Origin of the sequence: Mariniflexile soesokkakense (genome assembly GCF_039650365.1) — a bacterium.
GTDB classification, from domain to species: Bacteria; Bacteroidota; Bacteroidia; order Flavobacteriales; family Flavobacteriaceae; genus Mariniflexile; species Mariniflexile soesokkakense.
Genome location: NZ_JAZHYP010000001.1, coordinates 419988 through 440174, shown reverse-complemented (window position 1 = coordinate 440174; position 20187 = coordinate 419988). Strand labels below are relative to the sequence as shown.

The 20187-nt window shown below is 32.5% G+C and carries 23 protein-coding genes; 14 read left to right on the top strand and 9 right to left on the bottom strand.

The genetic code is table 11. The features are described 5' to 3' along the window. Positions 1-170: 170 nt before the first annotated feature. Together VP395_RS01955 and VP395_RS01950 are read right to left on the bottom strand one after the other, a co-directional pair. Positions 171-560 carry a PUR family DNA/RNA-binding protein gene (locus VP395_RS01955; protein WP_346240027.1) on the bottom strand — a complete coding sequence of 130 codons (390 nt, stop codon included), beginning with the start codon at positions 558-560 and terminating at the stop codon, positions 171-173. A 143-nt stretch (positions 561-703) separates the two neighbouring features. Next, complete coding sequence (locus VP395_RS01950; RefSeq protein ID WP_346240026.1) at positions 704-2467, bottom strand: ABC transporter ATP-binding protein; 1764 nt, start codon at positions 2465-2467, stop codon at positions 704-706. A 225-nt stretch (positions 2468-2692) separates the two neighbouring features. Between VP395_RS01950 and nusB the strand changes: the two genes are divergently transcribed. From nusB to proB, 9 genes are all read left to right on the top strand, one after another. Further along, the gene (nusB, locus tag VP395_RS01945) at positions 2693-3637 is read left to right on the top strand and encodes a transcription antitermination factor NusB (RefSeq protein WP_346240024.1); all 945 of its coding nucleotides are present in this window, start codon (positions 2693-2695) and stop codon (positions 3635-3637) included. A gap of 81 nt (positions 3638-3718) precedes the next feature. Continuing rightward, positions 3719-4180, top strand: a complete 462-nt coding sequence (locus VP395_RS01940; protein ID WP_346240023.1) for a DUF1573 domain-containing protein — start codon at positions 3719-3721, stop codon at positions 4178-4180. Positions 4181-4229: 49 nt separating this feature from the next. Then, positions 4230-4511: a preprotein translocase subunit YajC gene (gene yajC / locus VP395_RS01935; protein WP_346240022.1), complete on the top strand. Its 282-nt coding sequence runs from the start codon at positions 4230-4232 to the stop codon at positions 4509-4511. 195 nt (positions 4512-4706) lie between these two features. Further along, positions 4707-5150 (top strand): hypothetical protein, encoded by a 444-nt coding sequence (locus VP395_RS01930; protein ID WP_346240020.1) that lies wholly within the window; start codon positions 4707-4709, stop codon positions 5148-5150. A gap of 149 nt (positions 5151-5299) precedes the next feature. Next, positions 5300-5722, top strand: coding sequence for a hypothetical protein (locus VP395_RS01925; protein WP_346240019.1), 423 nt, complete (start codon positions 5300-5302; stop codon positions 5720-5722). Positions 5723-6064: 342 nt separating this feature from the next. After that, complete coding sequence (locus VP395_RS01920) at positions 6065-6505, top strand: GNAT family N-acetyltransferase (protein ID WP_346240018.1); 441 nt, start codon at positions 6065-6067, stop codon at positions 6503-6505. A 35-nt stretch (positions 6506-6540) separates the two neighbouring features. Next, positions 6541-6732 carry a hypothetical protein gene (locus VP395_RS01915; protein ID WP_346240017.1) on the top strand — a complete coding sequence of 64 codons (192 nt, stop codon included), beginning with the start codon at positions 6541-6543 and terminating at the stop codon, positions 6730-6732. A gap of 43 nt (positions 6733-6775) precedes the next feature. Further along, positions 6776-7582, top strand: coding sequence for a pyrroline-5-carboxylate reductase (gene proC, locus VP395_RS01910; protein WP_346240016.1), 807 nt, complete (start codon positions 6776-6778; stop codon positions 7580-7582). 3 nt (positions 7583-7585) lie between these two features. Beyond that, positions 7586-8356 (top strand): glutamate 5-kinase, encoded by a 771-nt coding sequence (gene proB, locus VP395_RS01905; protein WP_346240015.1) that lies wholly within the window; start codon positions 7586-7588, stop codon positions 8354-8356. A gap of 52 nt (positions 8357-8408) precedes the next feature. Here proB and VP395_RS01900 read toward each other — a convergent pair whose 3' ends face one another. The 4 genes from VP395_RS01900 to VP395_RS01885 all read right to left on the bottom strand — a co-directional run bounded on the left by VP395_RS01900 (position 8409) and on the right by VP395_RS01885 (position 13025). Beyond that, positions 8409-9008 carry a YdeI/OmpD-associated family protein gene (locus VP395_RS01900; RefSeq protein ID WP_346240014.1) on the bottom strand — a complete coding sequence of 200 codons (600 nt, stop codon included), beginning with the start codon at positions 9006-9008 and terminating at the stop codon, positions 8409-8411. Positions 9009-9272: 264 nt separating this feature from the next. Then, positions 9273-9905 (bottom strand): tRNA (guanine-N1)-methyltransferase, encoded by a 633-nt coding sequence (locus tag VP395_RS01895; protein WP_346240013.1) that lies wholly within the window; start codon positions 9903-9905, stop codon positions 9273-9275. Positions 9906-10040: 135 nt separating this feature from the next. Then, complete coding sequence (locus VP395_RS01890) at positions 10041-11489, bottom strand: glyceraldehyde-3-phosphate dehydrogenase (RefSeq protein ID WP_346240012.1); 1449 nt, start codon at positions 11487-11489, stop codon at positions 10041-10043. Positions 11490-11627: 138 nt separating this feature from the next. Then, positions 11628-13025 carry a trypsin-like peptidase domain-containing protein gene (locus VP395_RS01885; protein WP_346240011.1) on the bottom strand — a complete coding sequence of 466 codons (1398 nt, stop codon included), beginning with the start codon at positions 13023-13025 and terminating at the stop codon, positions 11628-11630. 492 nt (positions 13026-13517) lie between these two features. Here VP395_RS01885 and dapF point away from each other — a divergent pair, with 492 nt between their 5' ends. The 5 genes from dapF (at position 13518) to VP395_RS01860 (ending at position 17539) form a co-directional block, all read left to right on the top strand. Continuing rightward, on the top strand, positions 13518-14291 hold the full coding sequence (dapF, locus tag VP395_RS01880) for a diaminopimelate epimerase (RefSeq protein WP_346240010.1): 774 nt from the start codon (positions 13518-13520) through the stop codon (positions 14289-14291). Continuing rightward, positions 14288-14812: a GNAT family N-acetyltransferase gene (locus tag VP395_RS01875; RefSeq protein WP_346240009.1), complete on the top strand. Its 525-nt coding sequence runs from the start codon at positions 14288-14290 to the stop codon at positions 14810-14812. The genes dapF and VP395_RS01875 overlap by 4 nt, the downstream gene beginning before the upstream one ends. Beyond that, positions 14813-15856, top strand: a complete 1044-nt coding sequence (mltG, locus tag VP395_RS01870; protein ID WP_346240008.1) for an endolytic transglycosylase MltG — start codon at positions 14813-14815, stop codon at positions 15854-15856. Next, positions 15856-16767, top strand: coding sequence for a DUF2279 domain-containing protein (locus VP395_RS01865; RefSeq protein WP_346240007.1), 912 nt, complete (start codon positions 15856-15858; stop codon positions 16765-16767). The genes mltG and VP395_RS01865 overlap by 1 nt, the downstream gene beginning before the upstream one ends. A 112-nt stretch (positions 16768-16879) precedes the next feature. Next, on the top strand, positions 16880-17539 hold the full coding sequence (locus VP395_RS01860; protein WP_346240006.1) for a peptidoglycan-binding protein LysM: 660 nt from the start codon (positions 16880-16882) through the stop codon (positions 17537-17539). 2 nt (positions 17540-17541) lie between these two features. On the opposite strand, the gene VP395_RS01855 is transcribed toward VP395_RS01860, so the two are convergent. From VP395_RS01855 to VP395_RS01845, 3 genes are all read right to left on the bottom strand, one after another. After that, the gene (locus VP395_RS01855; protein WP_346240005.1) at positions 17542-18258 is read right to left on the bottom strand and encodes an SAM-dependent methyltransferase; all 717 of its coding nucleotides are present in this window, start codon (positions 18256-18258) and stop codon (positions 17542-17544) included. After that, on the bottom strand, positions 18258-19664 hold the full coding sequence (locus tag VP395_RS01850) for a PQQ-dependent sugar dehydrogenase (protein ID WP_346240004.1): 1407 nt from the start codon (positions 19662-19664) through the stop codon (positions 18258-18260). Before VP395_RS01850 ends, VP395_RS01855 begins: the two co-directional genes overlap by 1 nt. Positions 19665-19730: 66 nt before the next feature. Next, a complete protein-coding gene (locus VP395_RS01845; protein WP_346240003.1) occupies positions 19731-20186 on the bottom strand; it encodes a low molecular weight protein-tyrosine-phosphatase in 456 nt (151 codons plus the stop codon). Position 20187 lies beyond the last annotated feature (1 nt).

The window sequence follows — 20187 nt, the reverse complement described above, 5'->3', positions numbered from 1 at the left end:
AAGTGTTTTTAACTTGTTTTGTCAGGTTGAACTTGTTAAAAATAATACTGATTATCAATAAGTTGGTTTGTTTCGAGAAGGCCAATATGATATTGATGCAACTTTTTAGACTAACTCTAAAAAAACCGTTACTTTTTGGTAACGGTTTTTTGCTTTTTTTAATTTGAAGATTAAATATCGTCAAAATCTATATCAGTGAAACTTTCAGTAGATTTGTGTAATTCACCATTTTCACTTGGAGTATCTTCGGTTTCATATTCTTTTTTGAAGTCTTTTTGATGGCGTTCGCTAATAACTTCGTCTCCTTTTTCATCAATAATGTAATCTGTCATTTCACCTAAAATATCTTTAAACTCATTAAAGTCTTCTTTGTAGATGTAAATTTTATGCTTTTTGTAATGAAACGAACCATCATCGTTGGTAAACTTTTTACTTTCAGTTATAGTTAGATAATAATCGTCTGCTTTTGTAGATCTTACGTCAAAAAAATATGTGCGTCTTCCTGCTCTTAATACTTTAGAAAAAATCTCCTCTTTCTCCATCATGTCATTGTTGTTCATAGTTGTATAGAAATTTATTAAATTATCAATTTATATCAAAAATCTAAAAAAAACCGATACTAACCAACATTTTATGATATTTCTTTTTAAAGTATCATTTTTTGTTGAATTTTATGCAAGCTATTTATTTGTAAATAAGGGGTTTAATCTTTATTAGAGGAGGCTTCGCTTAACTGCTTTAAGTACAGGTGTTGGTAATATCCTTTTACATTTATAAGTGTTTCATGTGTACCTTCTTGAACAATCTTGCCATTATCTAGCACTATAATTTTATGGGCATTTTTAGCTGAGGATACACGGTGGCCTACGATGATAGATGTTTTGCCTTTAGTGATTTTTGTTAAATTCTTTAGTATTTTTTCTTCGGTTTCGGTATCAACTGCCGATAAACAATCGTCAAACAATAAAATTTCAGGCGCTTTTATAATAGCTCGCGCAATAGATACACGTTGTTTTTGTCCGCCCGAAAGTGTAATACCACGCTCACCTAAAATGGTATCGTAACCGTTGTTGAACTTGATTATGTTTTTATGCACTTGGGCATTTTTGGCTGCTTCAATAACTTCATCATCAGTAGCTTCTTGGTTTCCGAATTTAATATTGTTTTTAATGGTGTCTGAAAACAAAAAGGCATCTTGTGGAACGTAGCCGATGCTTTTTCTTAAATCGGTTAAATTATGGTCTTTAATAGGGATGTCATTTATTAAAATTGAGCCACCATCGATGTCGTACAAACGCCCAATTAAATCTAAAATAGTAGATTTCCCAGAACCTGTTTTTCCTAAAACAGCTAAGGTCTCTCCTTGTTTTATATTGAAGCTTACGCCGTTTAATGCTTGAATATTTGTATCATCATAAGTAAAGGTTACGTTATTAAAAACAATATCTCCAGTAATTTTGGTATGCGCTTCTACTGTATTTGTTATTTCAGGCTCCAGTTTTAAAAACTCATTGATACGTTTTTGAGAAGCTTCGGCTTGTTGCACAATAGAGGTTACCCAACCTACCGTTGCAACGGGCCATGTAAGCATGTTTACATAAATAATAAATTCGGCAATAGTTCCTAGACTTTCAATTTCACCATTAATGTATTGCATTCCACCAACATAAATTACCAATAAATTACTGGTGCCAATTAGTAAAATCATCATGGGGAAAAACCATGCTTGCACTTTGGCTAATTTTATTTGCTTTCCTTTGCTTTCAGCAGCTAAGTCTTTAAAACTTGCAGAAGTTTGTGGCTCTATTCCGTATGCTTTAATAACCGAGATACCGCTAAACGATTCTTGTGTATAAGTAGAAAGTTTCGATAAAAATTGTTGCACAATGGTACTTCTATGGTGTATTTCTTTACTTAATTTATAAATAACTATTGATAATACAGGTAAAGGCAATACGGTGTATAAAGCCAATTTTGGTGCTTCGTTAAACATGTATATAAGTGCAATTATAAAAAGCGTGATAGTGTTAATGCTGTACATTATAGCGGGACCTGCATACATGCGTACATTGCCAACATCTTCACTTATGCGGTTCATTAAATCGCCTGTTCTGTTCTTTTTATAAAAGTTTAAAGACAGTTTTTGATATTGAATGTAGATTTCATTTTTTAAATCGAATTCAACATAGCGCGATACATTAATAATATATTGACGCATAAAAAACGTGAAAATGGCAGCGATTAATGCAGCAGCAATAATGTAGATGATAACTTCGGTTAATTCTGCTTTTACAACCTGTTCTGAAACACCTCCTTTTAAATATTTTTCAATAACCACAAAAATTTCTCGAACATAGCGCGGTGTAAAAAGCAAAAATATTCTAGCTATAATTGTAATTACAGTACCTATTAAAAGCTGTTTTTTATATTTTAAAAAGTATTTGTTTAAGTGCTGTAATTCTTTCATTTAACGGTTTGATCTGTGTGGAAAATAGTAATAAATAAGTTAGCAAATATAAAGTTTTAAAAGCATAAATAGGGTTGTTAACTGTTTAGTAATTGTTAAAAATACCATAAAGTGTTTAGTAAATAATAAAAACAAAAAATATGGAGTAACTTTTTAAAATAGTGTTATTTTTGCAGCTCGAAATAATAAAATTTTCGTCTTTATAAATTTAAGTTCATTGTAATTATGCTAAACAGAAGACATATCCGTGTAAAAGTAATGCAAACCATGTATGCCTTTAAAGGTGGTGAAAGTGATGATTTTAGTAAAGATCAAAAATTTTTACTGTTTAGTATTGACAATATGTACAACTTGTACTTATTGCTTCTTTCTTTGTTATTGGAGGTTCAAAAGAGAGCCGAAAGTGATTTACAAAAAAAGCAAAAAAAGCATTTAGCCACTAAGGAAGATAAAGACCCAAACAGGAAGTTTGTAAACAACCAACTGCTTCAACTTATATCAGATAATTTTCAATTAAAAAACCAGTTAGAAATACACAATATCAATAATTGGGAACTTGATGGCGAATATGTAGATGTGATTTTTAAAGCCATTACATCTAGCGATTTGTATAAAGAATATATGCAAACCAAAGTGTCCGATTTTAAAGAAGACAAAGATTTTATTGTAGATGTGTTCAAAGACATTATAGCTCCAAACGATAAATTGTACGATTATTTAGAAGATAAAAATTTAACATGGTTAGACGATTTACCAACGGTAAATACCACCATATTAAAGTTGTTACGAAAAGCAAAAAGCACCTCGGCAGAAGGTTATTTTACACCAAAACTGTATAAAGATGCAGACGATAAGCAGTATGCTATCGATTTATTTAGAAAAACCCTTTTAAATAGAAGCGTACTAAATAAAGAAATAGAAGAGAAAACACAGAATTGGGATTCGGACCGTATAGCCAATGTGGATTATGTATTGCTGCAATTGGCAATTTGTGAATTAAAAAACTTTCCGTCTATTCCTGTAAAAGTGACTATTAATGAATATTTAGAAATAGCCAAGGAATATTCTACACCAAAAAGTAGCATTTTTATAAATGGTATTTTAGATAAATTGGTAAAAGAGTATGAAGAGGCTGGAAACCTAAAAAAAGTAGGTCGCGGATTGCTGTAAAATTGTGTTAAGAAACCATTAAAAGTTTTTAATAGTTTAAATAATTCCTACTTTTACAGCTTGAAAAAAAATACCTTAGTAATGAAAAAATTGATATTAGGATTAAGTGTGCTTAGTTTAATAGCCTTTACATCTTGTAAAGAAGATGCTTCTAAAAAAGTAGATGAAGCTAATGTAACTGCAGCAGCCATTAGAGATGCTAATGCGTCTAAATTTCCTGTACTTGAATTTAATGAAACGGAACATGATTTTGGCGAAATAGAAAAAAACCAAGCAGTTGAAACTGTTTTTTCATATAAAAACACAGGAAATGCTCCGCTAGTTATAACTGAAATTAAAAGTTCTTGCGGATGTACCGTGCCAGAAAATTGGAGTAAAGAACCTTTAGCACCAGGGAAAACAGGACAATTTACAGTTAAATATAATGGCAGTGGGTCTAATAAAATCACAAAAACCATTACAGTTACAGCCAATACCGAAAAGGGGTCTGAGGTTGTTAAAATTTCTGCGTTTGTAAAAGACCCAATTGCAGTAACAAATTAATATCGCTGCTAGAGCAGCACAATAAATAACTAACAAATAACAAGAAACAATGGAAGGAATCGGTCAATTTTTACCGTTTATACTAATGTTTGTGGTTGTGTATTTCTTTATGATTGCACCACAAATGAAACGAGCCAAAAAAGAGAAAAAGTTTAATTCAGAATTAAAAAAAGGCGATAAAGTTATAACCAAAAGCGGTTTGCACGGTAAAATTTTAGAACTTAATGATAAAGACCAAACATGTATTATAGAAACCATGTCGGGAAAAGTTAAGTTCGAGCGTTCTGCCATTTCTATGGAATTAAGTGTTAAAGCTAACGCACAAGAATAATACTAGTTTAGTTTAAAAAATATTGAAAAAGCTTCCTGGATAAGGAAGCTTTTTTGTTTTTTATAATTGAAATATTAAATAGGATATAGTCGGTGTTTTCGTAACAGTCTTATCATTCGAGTTTAATTAAAGTAGGGTAAATAACTTTAAGATTGTCTTAATGTTGAGTTCTTTATTAACCTAATCTTTTAAACTATGTATCTATTCTTATTTTATTTAGTTTTTTTAACAATAAATGGTATAGCCATATATGCATTTCAAGAGAAAAACATTTTTGAAAACCCTAATAAAAGTTCATTTGTCATATCTAAGATTAAATATTTTTCCAGTATTAATTTAAGCAGCGTATTGCCTGAACGAAAAAACGGTTTAGCATCTATATTTTTGTTATTAGGTAATTCAAAAAAACAAAAAAATACAGAAGCTAAACGTTTACTCGATTTGAGTATTGAAAAAATTCAATTGAACAATAAACTAAAAATGTTGGAATTTATTTCTGATTTTGAAATGTATTTGGCTCATAATAAAATTGATAAAAGTAGATTTAGTCAAATGCATGAGTTTAATGATTTGAAATTTTCAACCCAAAAAAGTATTTTAAAATCTACCAGACGTATATCTTCTTTATCTACAAATTAAAAAAAATATATAAATTATTTTATTTGAGGGGTAGGGTAAACAAATGTTAAGTTGTCTTAATTATAGAATCACAGCAATTAACCTTGTGATTAAAGTTTAATATAAAAATTTAAACCATGAAATTAATTAAAATTATAGCAATATTATTAATGGTAATTTTTTCTTCTATAGGAAATGCACAGGAAACAAAGTCAACTACAGAAGCTAAAATAGCGAGTAAATCTTATTATGAACAAAGAGCTATTGAAGACGCTAAATTCGAACAACAGTATTCCGCTGATACTAAGGCAGAGGAAGAAAGTTTTTGGAAAGAGCAAAAAGCTTACGAAAAAGATTTAAAGCAAAGAGATAAAAAAGCTTACAAAGCCTATATGAAAGGTAAAAAGGATGCGTACGCTAGTCATTACGAACATTGCGATACTCATTGTCGTCACAGTCCTCATTATTATCACCATGCATCATTTTATTATTACAGATATGATGATGGTTATTACCATAGATATCCACAGCGTAGTACTGTTAACACCAGTATAAACGTTCGAACCCCAAGAGTTAGTTTAGGTTTATTTTAATACATAGTTATTTGATTTTAAAGCTCCTTTTTCCGGGAGCTTTTTTGTTTGTTATTTAAGCTTGTCATTATCTTAACAATGCTTATTTGCTATTGGCGGTCTATTTTTGTAAATTTGCAGCATGAGCAAAAGACTTCATGAAAGGCAAAACTGTAGAATATTCAACTTTAACTTTTTGGTTTTCAGAACCCAATCAGATAAATTTATTCCTCCTAGAGCCTCAAAATAGGTGTTCTGTCTTTAAATAGTACACTTTATTTATTCCCGTTTTTTTAATTTAATTACTATCTCCTTAATTAGTTGCATCTATTGTTTTAGATGTGATTAAAAACAATAACATTAATGACTATAAAAACCTTTGATGCCTTTTCAAGGCTATCAATTATTGATATAAACCGAATAACTAATTTTTTGTTTGAATATTCTGATGATGTTAGAGACACTAAAAGTGCCATTAGAAAATCCGTGTTATATGCCGCAAAAGAGGTTCCTGGATTAGGGGGCTATGTATTTGTTATGGAGCATAATAATGATATTATAGGAGCAACAGTGGTAAACAGAACCGGAATGAATGAATATATACCGGAAAATATATTGGTTTACATTGCTGTTAAGACGGCTTTTAGAGAAAAAGGTATTGCTAAGGCATTAATTAAACATACCATAAAATATTGCGATGGCGATATTTCAATACATATAAATAAAGATAATCCTGTGGTTGAGTTATTTGAAAAACAGGGTTTTAAATCAAGAAATATAGAAATGAGGTTGGTTAGAAATTAATCAATCATTTAATACAAATTACAAATAAAGCACATATGAAAATTTTATATATAAAAAGAGAAACAACATACGAAAAGCGACACAGTTTAAAAATGGGAGAATTAACCACAAAGGTTACTTATATTAAAAAATACCTGTTCGGGTTACCTATTAAAACACTTCATAAATATAGAGAAACTTATTATGGAGAGGTTAAAGACTGTAATGATTGTATGCTATTCGTTTAATAATTTTAATAAAGAAAACCTAAATTAACAAATACACAAATAAATGAAAGTACTAGTAATAGGAGCAGGCAACATGGGGCTTACTTATGCAGAAGGCATGTCTAAATCAAGATTGTTGAAGAAAAAAAACATAATGGTTTTAGATAAATCTGAAGAAAAACTTGAAGAACTTAACCAAATATCACATTTTGATGCTTTTAGAGAGTTGAAAGATTGTGTTCCAGAAGCAGATATTATATTTGTAGCCGTTAAACCATACCATGCCGAAAGTGTATTTAAAGCTATAAAAACACTAGTTCAGCCACAACAAATTATAGTATCAATTATGGCAGGAGTTTCCATAGGTTCTATAAAAGAATTAACCGGATTGAACAAAGTAGTTAGAGCGATGCCTAACTTACCAGCACAAATAGGTAAAGGTTTAACCTCGTACGTCACCTCGGATGAGATTTCCAGAATCGAAATGCTAACCGTAGAAAGTTTGTTAGATACCACAGGGAAATCCATGCGTGTATCCAACGAAAATTTTATAGATGCTTCTACAGGCATTTCTGGTAGTGGACCCGCTTACGTGTTTTATTTTATGCAAAGCATGATGGAAGCTGCCTTACAAATGGGCTTTTCTAAAAATGACTCTACCGTGTTGGTAAGTCAAACTTTTACAGGAGCAGTTGAGTTGTTTAACCAATCTAATTTATCACCTGACTCATGGATGGAAAAAGTAGCCTCAAAAGGAGGAACAACCCGAGCGGCGTTAGATTCTATGAAAGATAATAACGTAGGCGAATTGATAAAAGAAGCAGCATTTGCGGCGTTTAATCGTGCTGTTGAATTAGGTAAAGAATATTAAATAATGTATAAAGAAAGAATAGTTATAAAAGTTGGTACCAATGTAATGACCAACAAAGACAATAGAATTGTTAGGCCTGTTTTGAGTAATTTGGTAAAACAAATAGCAGAACTTTATGAACGAGATATCATTTGCGTTCTCGTATCGTCAGGTTCCGTCATTGCGGGAAAGGAAGTTTTAGGAAAGTCTAAAATAAAAGATAAAACACAGCGTCGTCAGGTTTATTCGGCTATTGGGCAACCACGAATGATGCGTTTGTATTACAATATTTTTCATGATTTTGGTATGAAATGTGCACAGGTACTTCCTACTAAACGCGATTTTAGTGCAGGTGTGCACAGACAAAATATGATTAATTGTTGTGAAGGCTTGTTGGCTGAAGGCGTAATTCCTATTGCCAATGAAGATGATGCCGTATCAGTTACCATGTCTATGTTCTCTGATAATGATGAGTTGGCAAGTTTAATTGCGCAACTTATTAATGCTGATAAGCTCATAATTTTAACGGATATTGACGGACTTTACACAGGTCATCCTGATGCTGAAAGCAGTGATTTAATAAAAAATGTAAATCCGAACGATAATTTAGATAAATACATTAAAGACAGTAATAAGGGTGAAGCTGAAGGTCGTGGTGGCATGGGTTCTAAACTAGATTATGCACAACAAGCTGCGGCAAATAATGTACCTACTTATATAGTAAATGGAAAAAAAGATAATGTTATTATTGATATTATAGATGGTAAAGCGGTTGGTACAAAAGTGTCTTTGTAATCAACAGAACCATAAAACATAAAAAGCTTCCAATTAGGAAGCTTTTTATGTTTTAGCAGTTTTTGTATTTATCGTTCAAGCCAACACCTTGTAAAATCATAGGTGTTATTTTTTCTAAGCGGGCTAATTTGGTAGCATCACGTTTGGCTTCAGCAATGAATTCACAATATTCACGCTGTTTGCTTGGTGTTAGTATATTAAAGGCTTCATATAACACTGGATTTTTTTTCAATAGTTTTTGAAGTTCCTCAGGAAATACAATATCTTTTTTTGTTGTTTTGTTCGGTTTTATTTCTTTACCTAGTTTCTGATTTTCAATAGCTTCTTTTATATAAGCTAAAACACTGTTTTTATTAATATCATTAATCGATTCAAAGCGCATTTGCCTTAATCCTTTGGTTTTCTCTTGAGCAGTTTGCAGTAATTTTTTTTCATCTTTAAGAAAAACACCATTAAAAAACCAAATACCAAAATGATGTTTAAAAGCCCCTAAACCAATTACGTTTTTACCCTCAAGAGCATAAATTGGTGCATTCCATTTTACAGATTCTTCTAATTCGGAGCTGTTAATAATAGTACGTAAAAGTGTTAATGCCTCACTAAATTGGGCATGTTCTTCAATGTATTCATCAACAGAACTTATTTTTTTCATTTAGTAGTTTTTAATGTTTGAAATTGTTTTAAGAAGTATAATCGTTGAGTCATTTTCCTAAAACACATTTTATACTCATTGAGTAAATCCTCTGAATCCAATTCTGTTTCTTGTTTGATTTTCTATTTCAATAGGTTTATTTCTTGGTCAGGTAAGAACAGAGGTGTTTGTTTTTAAATTTAACTGTTTTTTCTGATAAAGTCAAAAAAAAAAACCCACAAGAAACTCTTGCAGATTTTAAACTATTTATAAGGGAAATAAAACTTATTTTTTTGTCTTAATTGTTTTTTGCTTATTTATTTCATCTTGTAGCTGGCGACGTACTTTTTGTTCGCGCTCTACAGCAGTTTTACGATGTTCTTCAAATTCATCTTCAAGCTCTGAAAGTGCACGTTTGGCATCTTTAGTAACAGCATTACTATTCTTGAATTTATAAATAAAGAAAAGCAATAAAGCAAATAGAACACCTACAATACTCCACATGATGCCGCTATAACCGCTTTTGCTAGTTTCAGCCCCAAGTAAAGACATGTTGTCTTTTTCATTTTTGGTTTTATCTAAAGTGCTTTGTGTGTTGGAAAGACTTGTTTTTAAATCTGAAATTTCTTGCGCTTGCGCTTTTAACGTTATTTGTGATTCTATTATATCTTTTTTGATGGCTTGTATAGAATCTAATACGTGTGCTTTCAATTCGGTTAACCAAAAGGTTTTTATAACTCGATATTCTTGTCCGCGTTCATCTCTCCAACCGTTCGAATTCTTAATGGCGTACTCAAATTGATTTTCTATTGGACCACTATTTAAAGACAGTTTGTCTTCATTATTATCAGGGTTTTGTGCAAAAGTTGTGAAGGAAATCAGAAAAAGTAATAAAGTTAGGGGCTTAAAATAATGCATTTGGTTAGGTTTACTGGTTATTTCGGTTTACTAAGTTAAAAAAAATGTTTATTAAATAAATTAAAATTATAAAAAAGCCTCACAAAGTGAGGCTAAATTATATACGATAAAAAATGTGAAATAGATTTTTTTAAATTAATAATATGTAAAACGTCTTACTTTAGCAATATATTTTGCAAGTCTAATAACTTGTTGACTATAACCATATTCGTTATCGTACCAAATATAAAGTACTGCATTTTTGCCATCGGCACGCACTATCGTTGCCTTACTATCGTAGATAGCAGGTGCAGAACAGCCAACAATATCGGTAGATACCAATTCGTCACTTAATTCATATTTTATTTGTTCAACCAAATCACCTTCTAAGGCATATTTTTTTAATATGGTATTTATACCATCGATAGAAGTTTTGTTTTTTAGTTCTAAGTTTAAAATGGCTAACGATCCATTGGGTACAGGAACACGTATGGCATTTGAAGTTAATTTGCCAGTTAAACTAGGTAATGCTTTAGCTACGGCACTTCCAGCTCCAGTTTCGGTAATAACCATATTTAAAGCTGCTGCACGACCACGGCGGTATTTACTGTGTAAATTATCAACTAAATTCTGGTCGTTCGTATAGGCATGAATGGTTTCTATATGGCCACTTTTTATTCCAAAGGAATCTTCAACAACTTTTAAAATAGGGGTAATGGCATTGGTAGTACATGAAGCTGCTGAAACAATATTAATTTTATCAGGATTATTTTCTAAATGATTAACGCCATAAACAATATTAGGAACTTCTTTTCCAGGCGCTGTTAACAACACTTTGTCAACACCTTTAGATTTTAAATGTCTGCTTAAAGCTGTTTTATCTCTAAAAGCCCCAGTGTTATCTATTACTAAGGCATCGTCAATGCCGTATTCTGTATAGTCAATGTCTTCTGGAGCATTAGCCGAAATAATATTTACAGTAGTACCATTTATTATTAAAGCATTATTTTTGGCATCTATAGAAACGGAACCTGAAAAATAGCCATGAACAGAATCATTACGTAGCAATGCCGCTCTTTTTTCAAGTATTTGGGTATCAATAGTTCCCCTTGTTACAATGGCTCTTAAACGTAGCTGACTACCTTTACCTGTACGTGTCATTAATTCACGTGCAACTAATCTGCCAATTCTACCAAAACCATAGAGTACCACATTTTTGGGTTTGAAATTTTCAGCTTTATGCGCACCTTTCAATTTTTCGGTTATAAAACTTCGGGCGTCGCTAAAGTTGTTTTCTTCGGAATGAAATTCATACGTTAGTTTACCAATATCTAACTTTGCTGGAGGAATTTCCATGGCTTTTATAGCTTGGGCAATTTCAACAGAATCGAAAATGGAAATGGGTTTTTCTACAAATTTACCAGCATATTCGTGTAGGTTTAAAATTTGACTTACGTTTCGGTCAATTAACTGATTTCTAAAAATCACTAATTCAATAGATTTGTCGTACCATAAGTCGCTAACAATTTTAATAAATTCTACAGTGGCTTTTCTACGATCTGCTTGAAAGGCTAATTCCTTTTCATAATTTTTATTCAAAGGCATGCTTAAATAGTTTAGGTTGTTGATATTAATATTAACAAAAATACTACAACTCAAACGTTTTCGTAACCTGTTTTTAAAAAAATAACCGCTTGAAAATTTATTTTCAAGCGGTTATTTAAGTTTATAAATGTTTAAATTCTATCTAAAATTATAACGTTCTTTTTCGCCGTTAGCATTTATTAGTTCTATACGTAAAGGTTCGTAAGCCGATTTGTTTTTAATAGCTTCCTGGGCATCATCAACCGAGTTTATTTTACTATCGTTAATAGATGTAATTATTGTTCCTTCTTTTACACCGTTCTTTTTCCAGTAATCGGCATATTTTTCATCCAGTTCAATAATTTTAATACCATTAGAAGCTTTAAATCGTTTTAAATCTTCTTGTTTCGCATTTTTTACACGGCCAACCAATGGAAGCGTTAAAGTTTCATTTCGGGTCAATGTTACATTAATGTTTTTTAACGAGCCATCTCTAGATACTTTTAAATTTACAATATCACCAACACGTTTTGCTCCAATGTGTCCGGTTAAATCGGCAAATTTAGAAACCTTTACATTGTCAATTTCTTTAATAATATCGCCCTTTTTAATTCCCGCTTTTTCAGCCCCCGATTCTTCAACAACACTATCTACATAAATACCTTCGGTATCGTTAATACCTAATTTTTCGGAAACCTCACTGTTTAACGAGCCACCGCTAATACCAAGAATACCATTTTGCACATTACCAAACTCCATAATATCTTCAATAACTCTACGTGCAATATTACTTGGTACTGCAAACGAATAGCCAATATAAGAACCAGTTTGTGATGAAATTGCGGTATTAATACCAATCAACTCTCCTCTGGTATTTACAAGCGCACCTCCCGAATTTCCAGGGTTTACAGCAGCATCGGTTTGTATAAACGATTGTGAACTCGTGCCCGATAAATCTCTAGCCTTCGCACTAATAATACCCGCTGTAACGGTAGATGTTAAGTTAAAAGGGTTACCAACTGCCAATACCCATTCACCAATTTTAGCTTGGTCTGAATCGGCAAACGTTACAAAAGGCAAATCTTCATCAGCATCAATTTTCAAAAGCGCGATATCGGTTTTAGAATCCGATCCTACAATTTCTGCTTTATACGTTTTGTTGTTGTTCAAGGTAACCGACAATTCATCCGAATTATTAATCACATGATTATTGGTAATTATATATCCATCAGCATTAATAATCACGCCCGAACCAGTACCCATTTGTGCACGCGGTGTTGTTCTACCCGAAAACAAATCCTGCAAACTCATTTGTCCCGAACTAATCGATACATTTTTAACGTGCACCACGGCATTCACTGCATTTTCTGCAGCAACCGTAAAATCGGGTGCTTCGTAAGCTAAATTATTTATATTATTAGTGGGTAAAAATGCCGGATTTGAGGCAGGCGTTGTTAAAACAAATTCACTTTTTGGCTCAACAAAAATCTTATAAGCCCCCAAGGTTAAAGCGCCACCTAATGCCGAAACCAGTACTAATGATAATATCTTTTTCATATATTTTCAGTTTAAGTTTTAATTTTTAATTAACGATTAAAATTAAATATTTATTGACTTAAGAAATCAACTTTAACTTTTTTTAACGCCCACTTTAACGACGTTTTAACAAACATATACCATTCATAATTTGGGCATTACCCTATCGGTTCAGGCTTTTCTCTATATGTCTTTTTAAAACGTCATTACGAGGAGTAGGCGACGAAGTAATCTGTTAATTTTAAGTTTCCCTATTATTTATTACTATCAAGTTTTAAAAAGGATGCCGTTTCAATCCCTAACGCAAACCAATTAACAATGAAAAATCAACAATGAACATTTAAAAATCCAAACGCCTTTTAATATCTTATTTTTATTCTCTGTATTGTTGCTATTTAGCTTTGCAAATTAGCGTCTTAGGGAGACAAACAAGTTTCAGAGTTCAAAAATCGTTAATCGTTTAATCAAAAATCGTAAATCATAAAAAAGACTTCTTTATCTTTGTGCATTATTATGCAACAGACTTTTTACAAATATCAAGGAACAGGAAACGATTTTGTGATGATAGACAATCGTCAAGAAACGTTCAACAAAAAAGATACCAAACACATCGCATTTTTGTGCGACCGTCGTTTTGGCATAGGAGCCGATGGTTTAATTCTTTTAGAAAATCATCCTACCCTCGATTTTAAAATGGTGTACTACAATGCCGATGGAAACGAAAGCACCATGTGTGGCAACGGTGGGCGCTGTTTGGTTGCCTTCGCAAACCAATTAGGCGTTATAAAAGATAAAGCTGTATTTGAAGCTATTGATGGGTTGCACCATGCTACCATAAATAACGGCATCGTAAAACTTCAAATGCTAGATGTAGATGTAGTTGAAAAACATGAAAACCATGTGTTTTTAAATACAGGATCTCCACACCATGTAGAGTTTGAAGATCAAATTGAAAATTTCGATATCAAAACAAAAGGAGCTAAAATTAGGTACGGCGCACCTTATAACGAAATAGGCAGTAATGTAAACTTCGTAAAGAAAATTAGCGACCAAATTTTTGCTGTTAGAACTTACGAACGTGGGGTAGAAGATGAAACCTTGTCATGTGGTACAGGCGTTACAGCCGTAGCACTGGCTATGCATGCGCTAAAACAAACCAACGAAAACTTAATTACTTTAAAAGTTCAAGGAGGCGAATTGCAAGTGAGTTTTGATGTAGAAAATGGCGTTTATAAAAACGTATGGCTTATTGGACCAGCAACTTACGTGTTTAGCGGAACTTTATGATTACCCTAAAAGGAGAACATATCTATTTACGTGCTTTAGAACCTGAAGATTTAGAGTTTATTCACACTATTGAAAACGATGAATCGGTTTGGGAAATAAGCAACACCATAACACCTTATTCTAAATTTTTAATAAAACAATATTTAAAACAATCTCACAAAGATATTTTTGAAGTAAAACAATTGCGCTTGGTTATTTCAAGTTATGATGAGGTTGCTTTGGGTATGATAGATTTGTTCGATTTCGATTTTAAAAATAGTAGGGCAGGTGTTGGTATTTTAGTAAAAAACATTGAAGATAGAGCAAAAGGTGTAGGTAGTGAAGCCTTAAAGCTACTTGTAAATTACAGTTTCAACCATTTGGGTTTACATCAGTTATATTGCAATATTTCTGAAGAAAATGATGTGAGCGTCAAGCTTTTTTCCAATCAGGGTTTTAAAAAAATAGGACTAAAAAAGGACTGGATTTTAGTTAACGGTTCTTATAAAAACGAGTATATATTTCAGCTTATAAAATATTAAATGTACATTAAAAAAATACTTTTTGCTATTGTGCTTATTGGGTTGGCTGTTGCAGCTTATTTTGCTTACTATGTTTATAGTGTTATGATGAATTCCAATACAGCTTTTAATAATGATACCGCTTACGTTTTTGTCGCTACGAATTCAACTTATGATGATGTTAGGGAACAATTAGAACCTTTATTAAAAGATATTAATACGTTCGATGCTTTGGCGAAACAAAAAAAGTATGTTGCTAATATAAAAGCAGGACGTTTTGCCATTACCAAAGGCATGAATAATAATGATATCATTAATTCTATTAGAAGTAGAAATCTTCCAATAAAATTGTCTTTTAACAATCAAGAAAGTCTTGAAAAACTGGCAGGACGTGTTTCTTCCCAAATTGAAGCAGACAGCATGTCTTTGTTGAATGCTATGAAGGACATTTCGTTTTTATCAAAATATGGTTTTAGTAAGGCTACCGCTTTAGGTATGTATTTACCAAATAGTTATGAGTTTTTTTGGAACACTTCAGCAGAACAATTTAGAGAGCGCATGCTTACAGAGTACAATCGTTTTTGGACGGAGGCTCGAAATGAAAAAGCAAAAGCCATTGGTTTAACTCGCGACAAAGTTATTGCCTTAGCATCTATTGTTTATGAAGAATCTAAACAAGCTTCAGAGCAACCAAAAATTGCCGGGGTTTACTTGAACCGCATTAAAATTGGTATGCCATTGCAAGCAGACCCAACGTTGAAATTTGCAGCATATCAATTACCAGAATATAAAGAGACCGTTATTAAACGTGTTTTAAATATTCACAAAGAAATTGTATCTCCTTATAATACGTATAAAAATTTAGGATTGCCACCAGGACTTATCGCCATGCCCGATATTTCGGCTATTGATGCGGTTTTAAATTATGAGAGACATCAATATCTCTATTTCTGTGCGGATGCTAAACACTTAGGGTTTCATAAATTTGCTAAAACATTATCGCAGCATAACGCGAACGCACGCGAATACCAACACTATTTATCATCTCAAGGAATAAATAAATAGTGACGTATTCACCAATAAAATATCTGTTGCTATTTGTTTTATTGCCGTTCATATCATTTTCACAATCTAATCTCGATACATTTTTAACACCGAGTGACACGCTTAATAAATCCAGACGAAACGCTGTCGTAATCGTCGAGGCTTCACTTGCAGGTATTTCTTTGGTAGGGTTACATCAACTTTGGTATGCCGATTATAAACAATCAAAATTTCACACCATAAATGATAACAACGAGTGGCTTAAAATGGATAAAATAGGGCATGTGTTCACTTCGTATCAAATGGGAAAACATAGTGCACAGTTATTAAATTGGAGTGGTGTTGGTAAAAATGACCAATTAATTTACGGTGCTACTTTAGGTTTTGGATTTTTAACAACAGTTGAAATGTTTGATGGTTTTTCTCAAGAATGGGGATTTTCTTGGGGTGATATTTTAGCAAATGCATTAGGGACAGGATTGTATGTAGGTCAAGAATTGCTTTGGAATGAACAACGCATCGCATTAAAATTCTCTTTTCATCAAACAAAATACGCTTTAGAACGTCCTGATAAGCTCGGAGATGGATTTTTGGAACAGGTTTTGAAGGACTATAATGGTCAAACATATTGGCTAAGTGGAAATTTATATTCGTTTTTTAAAGAAAAAAACATACCGAAATGGTTGAATATAGCAGTAGGCTATGGGGCTGACGGCATGTTGACTGGATTGAAAGATGTTGACAATCAGTTGTTAACAAATTCAGACAGGCAACGTCAATTCTATTTGAGTTTAGATGTAAATTTATCAAACATTGAAACAAATTCAAAGTTGCTTAGGTCTGTTTTCGATATTGTCAATATGATAAAAGTTCCCTTTCCAACTTTAGAATTCAATAAAAAAGGCTGTGTATTTCATCTATTCTACTACTAAAAAAAGTAGTTAACCGATTAGTTTTGAAATAATTAAAAAAAGGCGTACATTTGCACGCTCAAATTTTCAAGCAATTTTACGATGTGATTTTTGCTGAAAAAATTTAAAAACTATGAGAAAAAGTATTGCAAGTTACTTAACCCTAACTCTAACAATATGTATTCTATTGTTCGTATCGTTTTCGTCAGATGAAACGATTGATTTAAGTAAATATTCAACAGCTGGCTTAGAGTTATACTACACGGTAAGTCAGGACCAAAGCATTAAAGATAATGCTTTAGCGTCAAATGAAGTGAACAAACCTATTTCTCCTATTCTTGGCAAATCGTTTGTAGGTTTTAAGGAAGCCTTAGCTTTTAAAGAATCTAGAGGCGACTATTTTATAGTAAACACCTTAGGCTATTTAGGAAAATATCAATTTGGAGCAGGAACTTTAAAATTAATAGGAATTCATAATCCATCATTATTTTTAAAAGATCCAGAACTTCAAGAAAAAGCATTTGTAGCTAATACGCAACGTAATAAATGGATTTTACGTAGAGACATCAAGAATTTTGTTGGTAGAAAACTTAATGGTATCTTAATTACGGAATCTGGTATTTTGGCAGCAGCGCATTTAGCAGGTGCTGGTAGTGTGAAAAACTATTTGAGAAGTTACGGTATTGATAATTTTGAAGACAGTTATGGTACTACCATTGAGTACTATATGAAAAAGTTTTCAGGATACGACACCTCGTCTATAACAGCAAACAAGAAAGCAAAAGCTATTTAATTTTAGCTTTTATGGATTATAAATATCGTAGGTCTTTTGTGAAGGTCTGCGCTGTTTTTTTTCCACAGGTTTGCAGATTGAGTTTTTATAAATTCGGTAGATAAAGTAATATCGCAAGCCACACAAATTTGAGTATTTTGGTCTAGAACATTACTTAAATCTTCAAGCATTTTATTATTTCTGTAAGGTGTTTCAATAAATATTTGCGATTGATTGTGTTCAAATGATAAACGTTCTAAACGTTTGATTTCACTTTTTCGTTCGCCTTTATCAATAGGTAAATAGCCATTAAAAGCAAAACTTTGTCCGTTCATTCCAGAACTCATCAATGCCATTAAAATAGATGATGGTCCAACCAAAGGGATTACTTTAATGTTTTTTTGATGCGCAATCTTTACAATATCAGCACCCGGATCTGCAACACCTGGGCAACCCGCTTCAGATAAAAGCCCAACATTGATGCCGTTTAAACAAGGTTCTAAGAAAGTTGGTAAATCTGCAACATCAGTATGTTTATTCAAATGAAACATTTTTAACGAAGGTTGCGATTTTTCCGGAGAAATACGTTTTATAAAGTGTCTTGCAGTTTTATCATTTTCAACAATAAATGTATCGGTTTCTTCAATAACCTGTTTAACGGTTATAGGAAGTACTTCTAAAGGTTCGTTGTCGCCTAATGTTGTAGGTATAAGGAATAATTTTCCTAAAGGATTTGCCATTAATATTTGATGAGTTTTTTAATTTCTTTTATGCCACTGGTATCTACCAATTCAATAAAATAAATACCGTCTGCTAAGTTGTTAACGTTTATCCTTGTTATTGGGTTATTTATTGAAGCGGCCAGTGATATTTGTTTTCCGTGAATATCGTAAATTTTAATAGAACCTAAAGGGTTTTTAAGGAGAGAGATATTAAAATTTAAAATATTTTCAGCAGGATTTGGGTACATACTAATATTCAATTTGTTAAGGCTGTCAACATTCAAGCTAGGATCTATAATTTTAAAAACTTCACCAGACTCTATCCCAGCAATATAAAGCTCGCCATTATTTGCTTCACCAAAAGCAGTCCATCCTTTATTGTTGTATTTTTTTGGGAATGTCATGATCCAATTGGAACCATTTGGGGTTAGTACACCAATTTCATCACTGCAATAATCAGCAAAGAAATAAAGTCCAGATAAACTAGAGTATTGCGAACCTCTGTAGCGGAAACCACCAGTGATGGAGCATTTAAAAACACCATTTCCGTTATGTGAATATTCTGCAATAGGTCTTGTTGTTGAACTTTCCGGTGGGCAACCGCTCGTGTTATATGGATGGTTTGCACCTTCGTAACAACGCCAGCCGTAATTTACCCCAGAAACTGTAGGTGAGATCATGTTTATTTCTTCATAAACACCTTGACCTACATCGGCTATCCATAAATCGCCAGTAGTTTTATCAAACGAAAACTTCCAAGGATTTCTTAATCCGTAAGCCCAAATTTCGGGTAATGTGTTTGCATTGCCATCATTTAAATATGGATTATTTGAAGGAATGGCATAATTGTTTCCGTTGCTGGTATTGTCAACATCAATTCTGAGTAGTTTTCCTAATAAAGTGTTCAAATTTTGAGCATAATTACTGGGGTCTCCCGAACCACCACCATCACCACTGGCTATAAATAAATAACCATCGGGTCCAAAATTCATATCGCCACCATTATGGTTTGATGCGGGTTGGTTTATTGTTAGTAAAACAAGCTCAGAATTGGCGTTGGCAGTTGATTCGGCCGTTCTGGAATATCTTGCGATAACCGTGTTGCCAGAGTTGTTCACATAATTCACATAAAAAAAACCATTTACGCTATAATTTGGATGAAACGCCAACCCTAAAAGACCTCTTTCTCCACCTGAATCGGATACCTTGCTGTTAATATCTAAAAAAGGCATATTATTTACGCTGCCATCTGCATTTAATATTTTGATAACCCCTTTACGTTCAACAACAAATAGTTTGCTATCGTTTGCACTTTTAATGCTTACAGGAGCGTCAAAACCGTTTGCGACTAATTCAATGTCGATATTTTGCGCTGATAAAATAGAAGTAATGTAGGTTATAAAAAATAAGGCTAATTTTTTCATCTTGTTAGTATTTAGGGAGTTAAGATAGCCTAAGTTACAAAAAATCTTTTGTGAAAACTATAGGAATTACTTTTGAAGATTTTTAGCAATAACAATACAAGCTTCGTCTAACATCTTATAAACATTTTCAAAACCATCGTTTCCGCCGTAATAAGGGTCTGGAACATTATGGTTCTGGTTTGGATGAATTTCGTTTAAAATGAAGTTGACTTTTGCTTTGTCCTGCTCGTTTCTTGCAAGTAGTATAACGTTTCGGTAATTCGATTCATCCATCACATAAATAATATCAAAGGCATCAAAATCTGAAACATTGAATTGGCGTCCTGTTAAATTCGAGATATCTAAACCGTATTTTTTAGCTACGGCAATGGAACGAATGTCTGGGTTTTTACCAATATGATAATCGCCCGTTCCAGCAGAATCTATAAAAAACGAATCACTTGGAAGTTTAGACTTTAAAATGCCTTCAGCTAATGGAGAACGACAAATATTGCCTAAACATACCATTAGAATCTTAGTCATT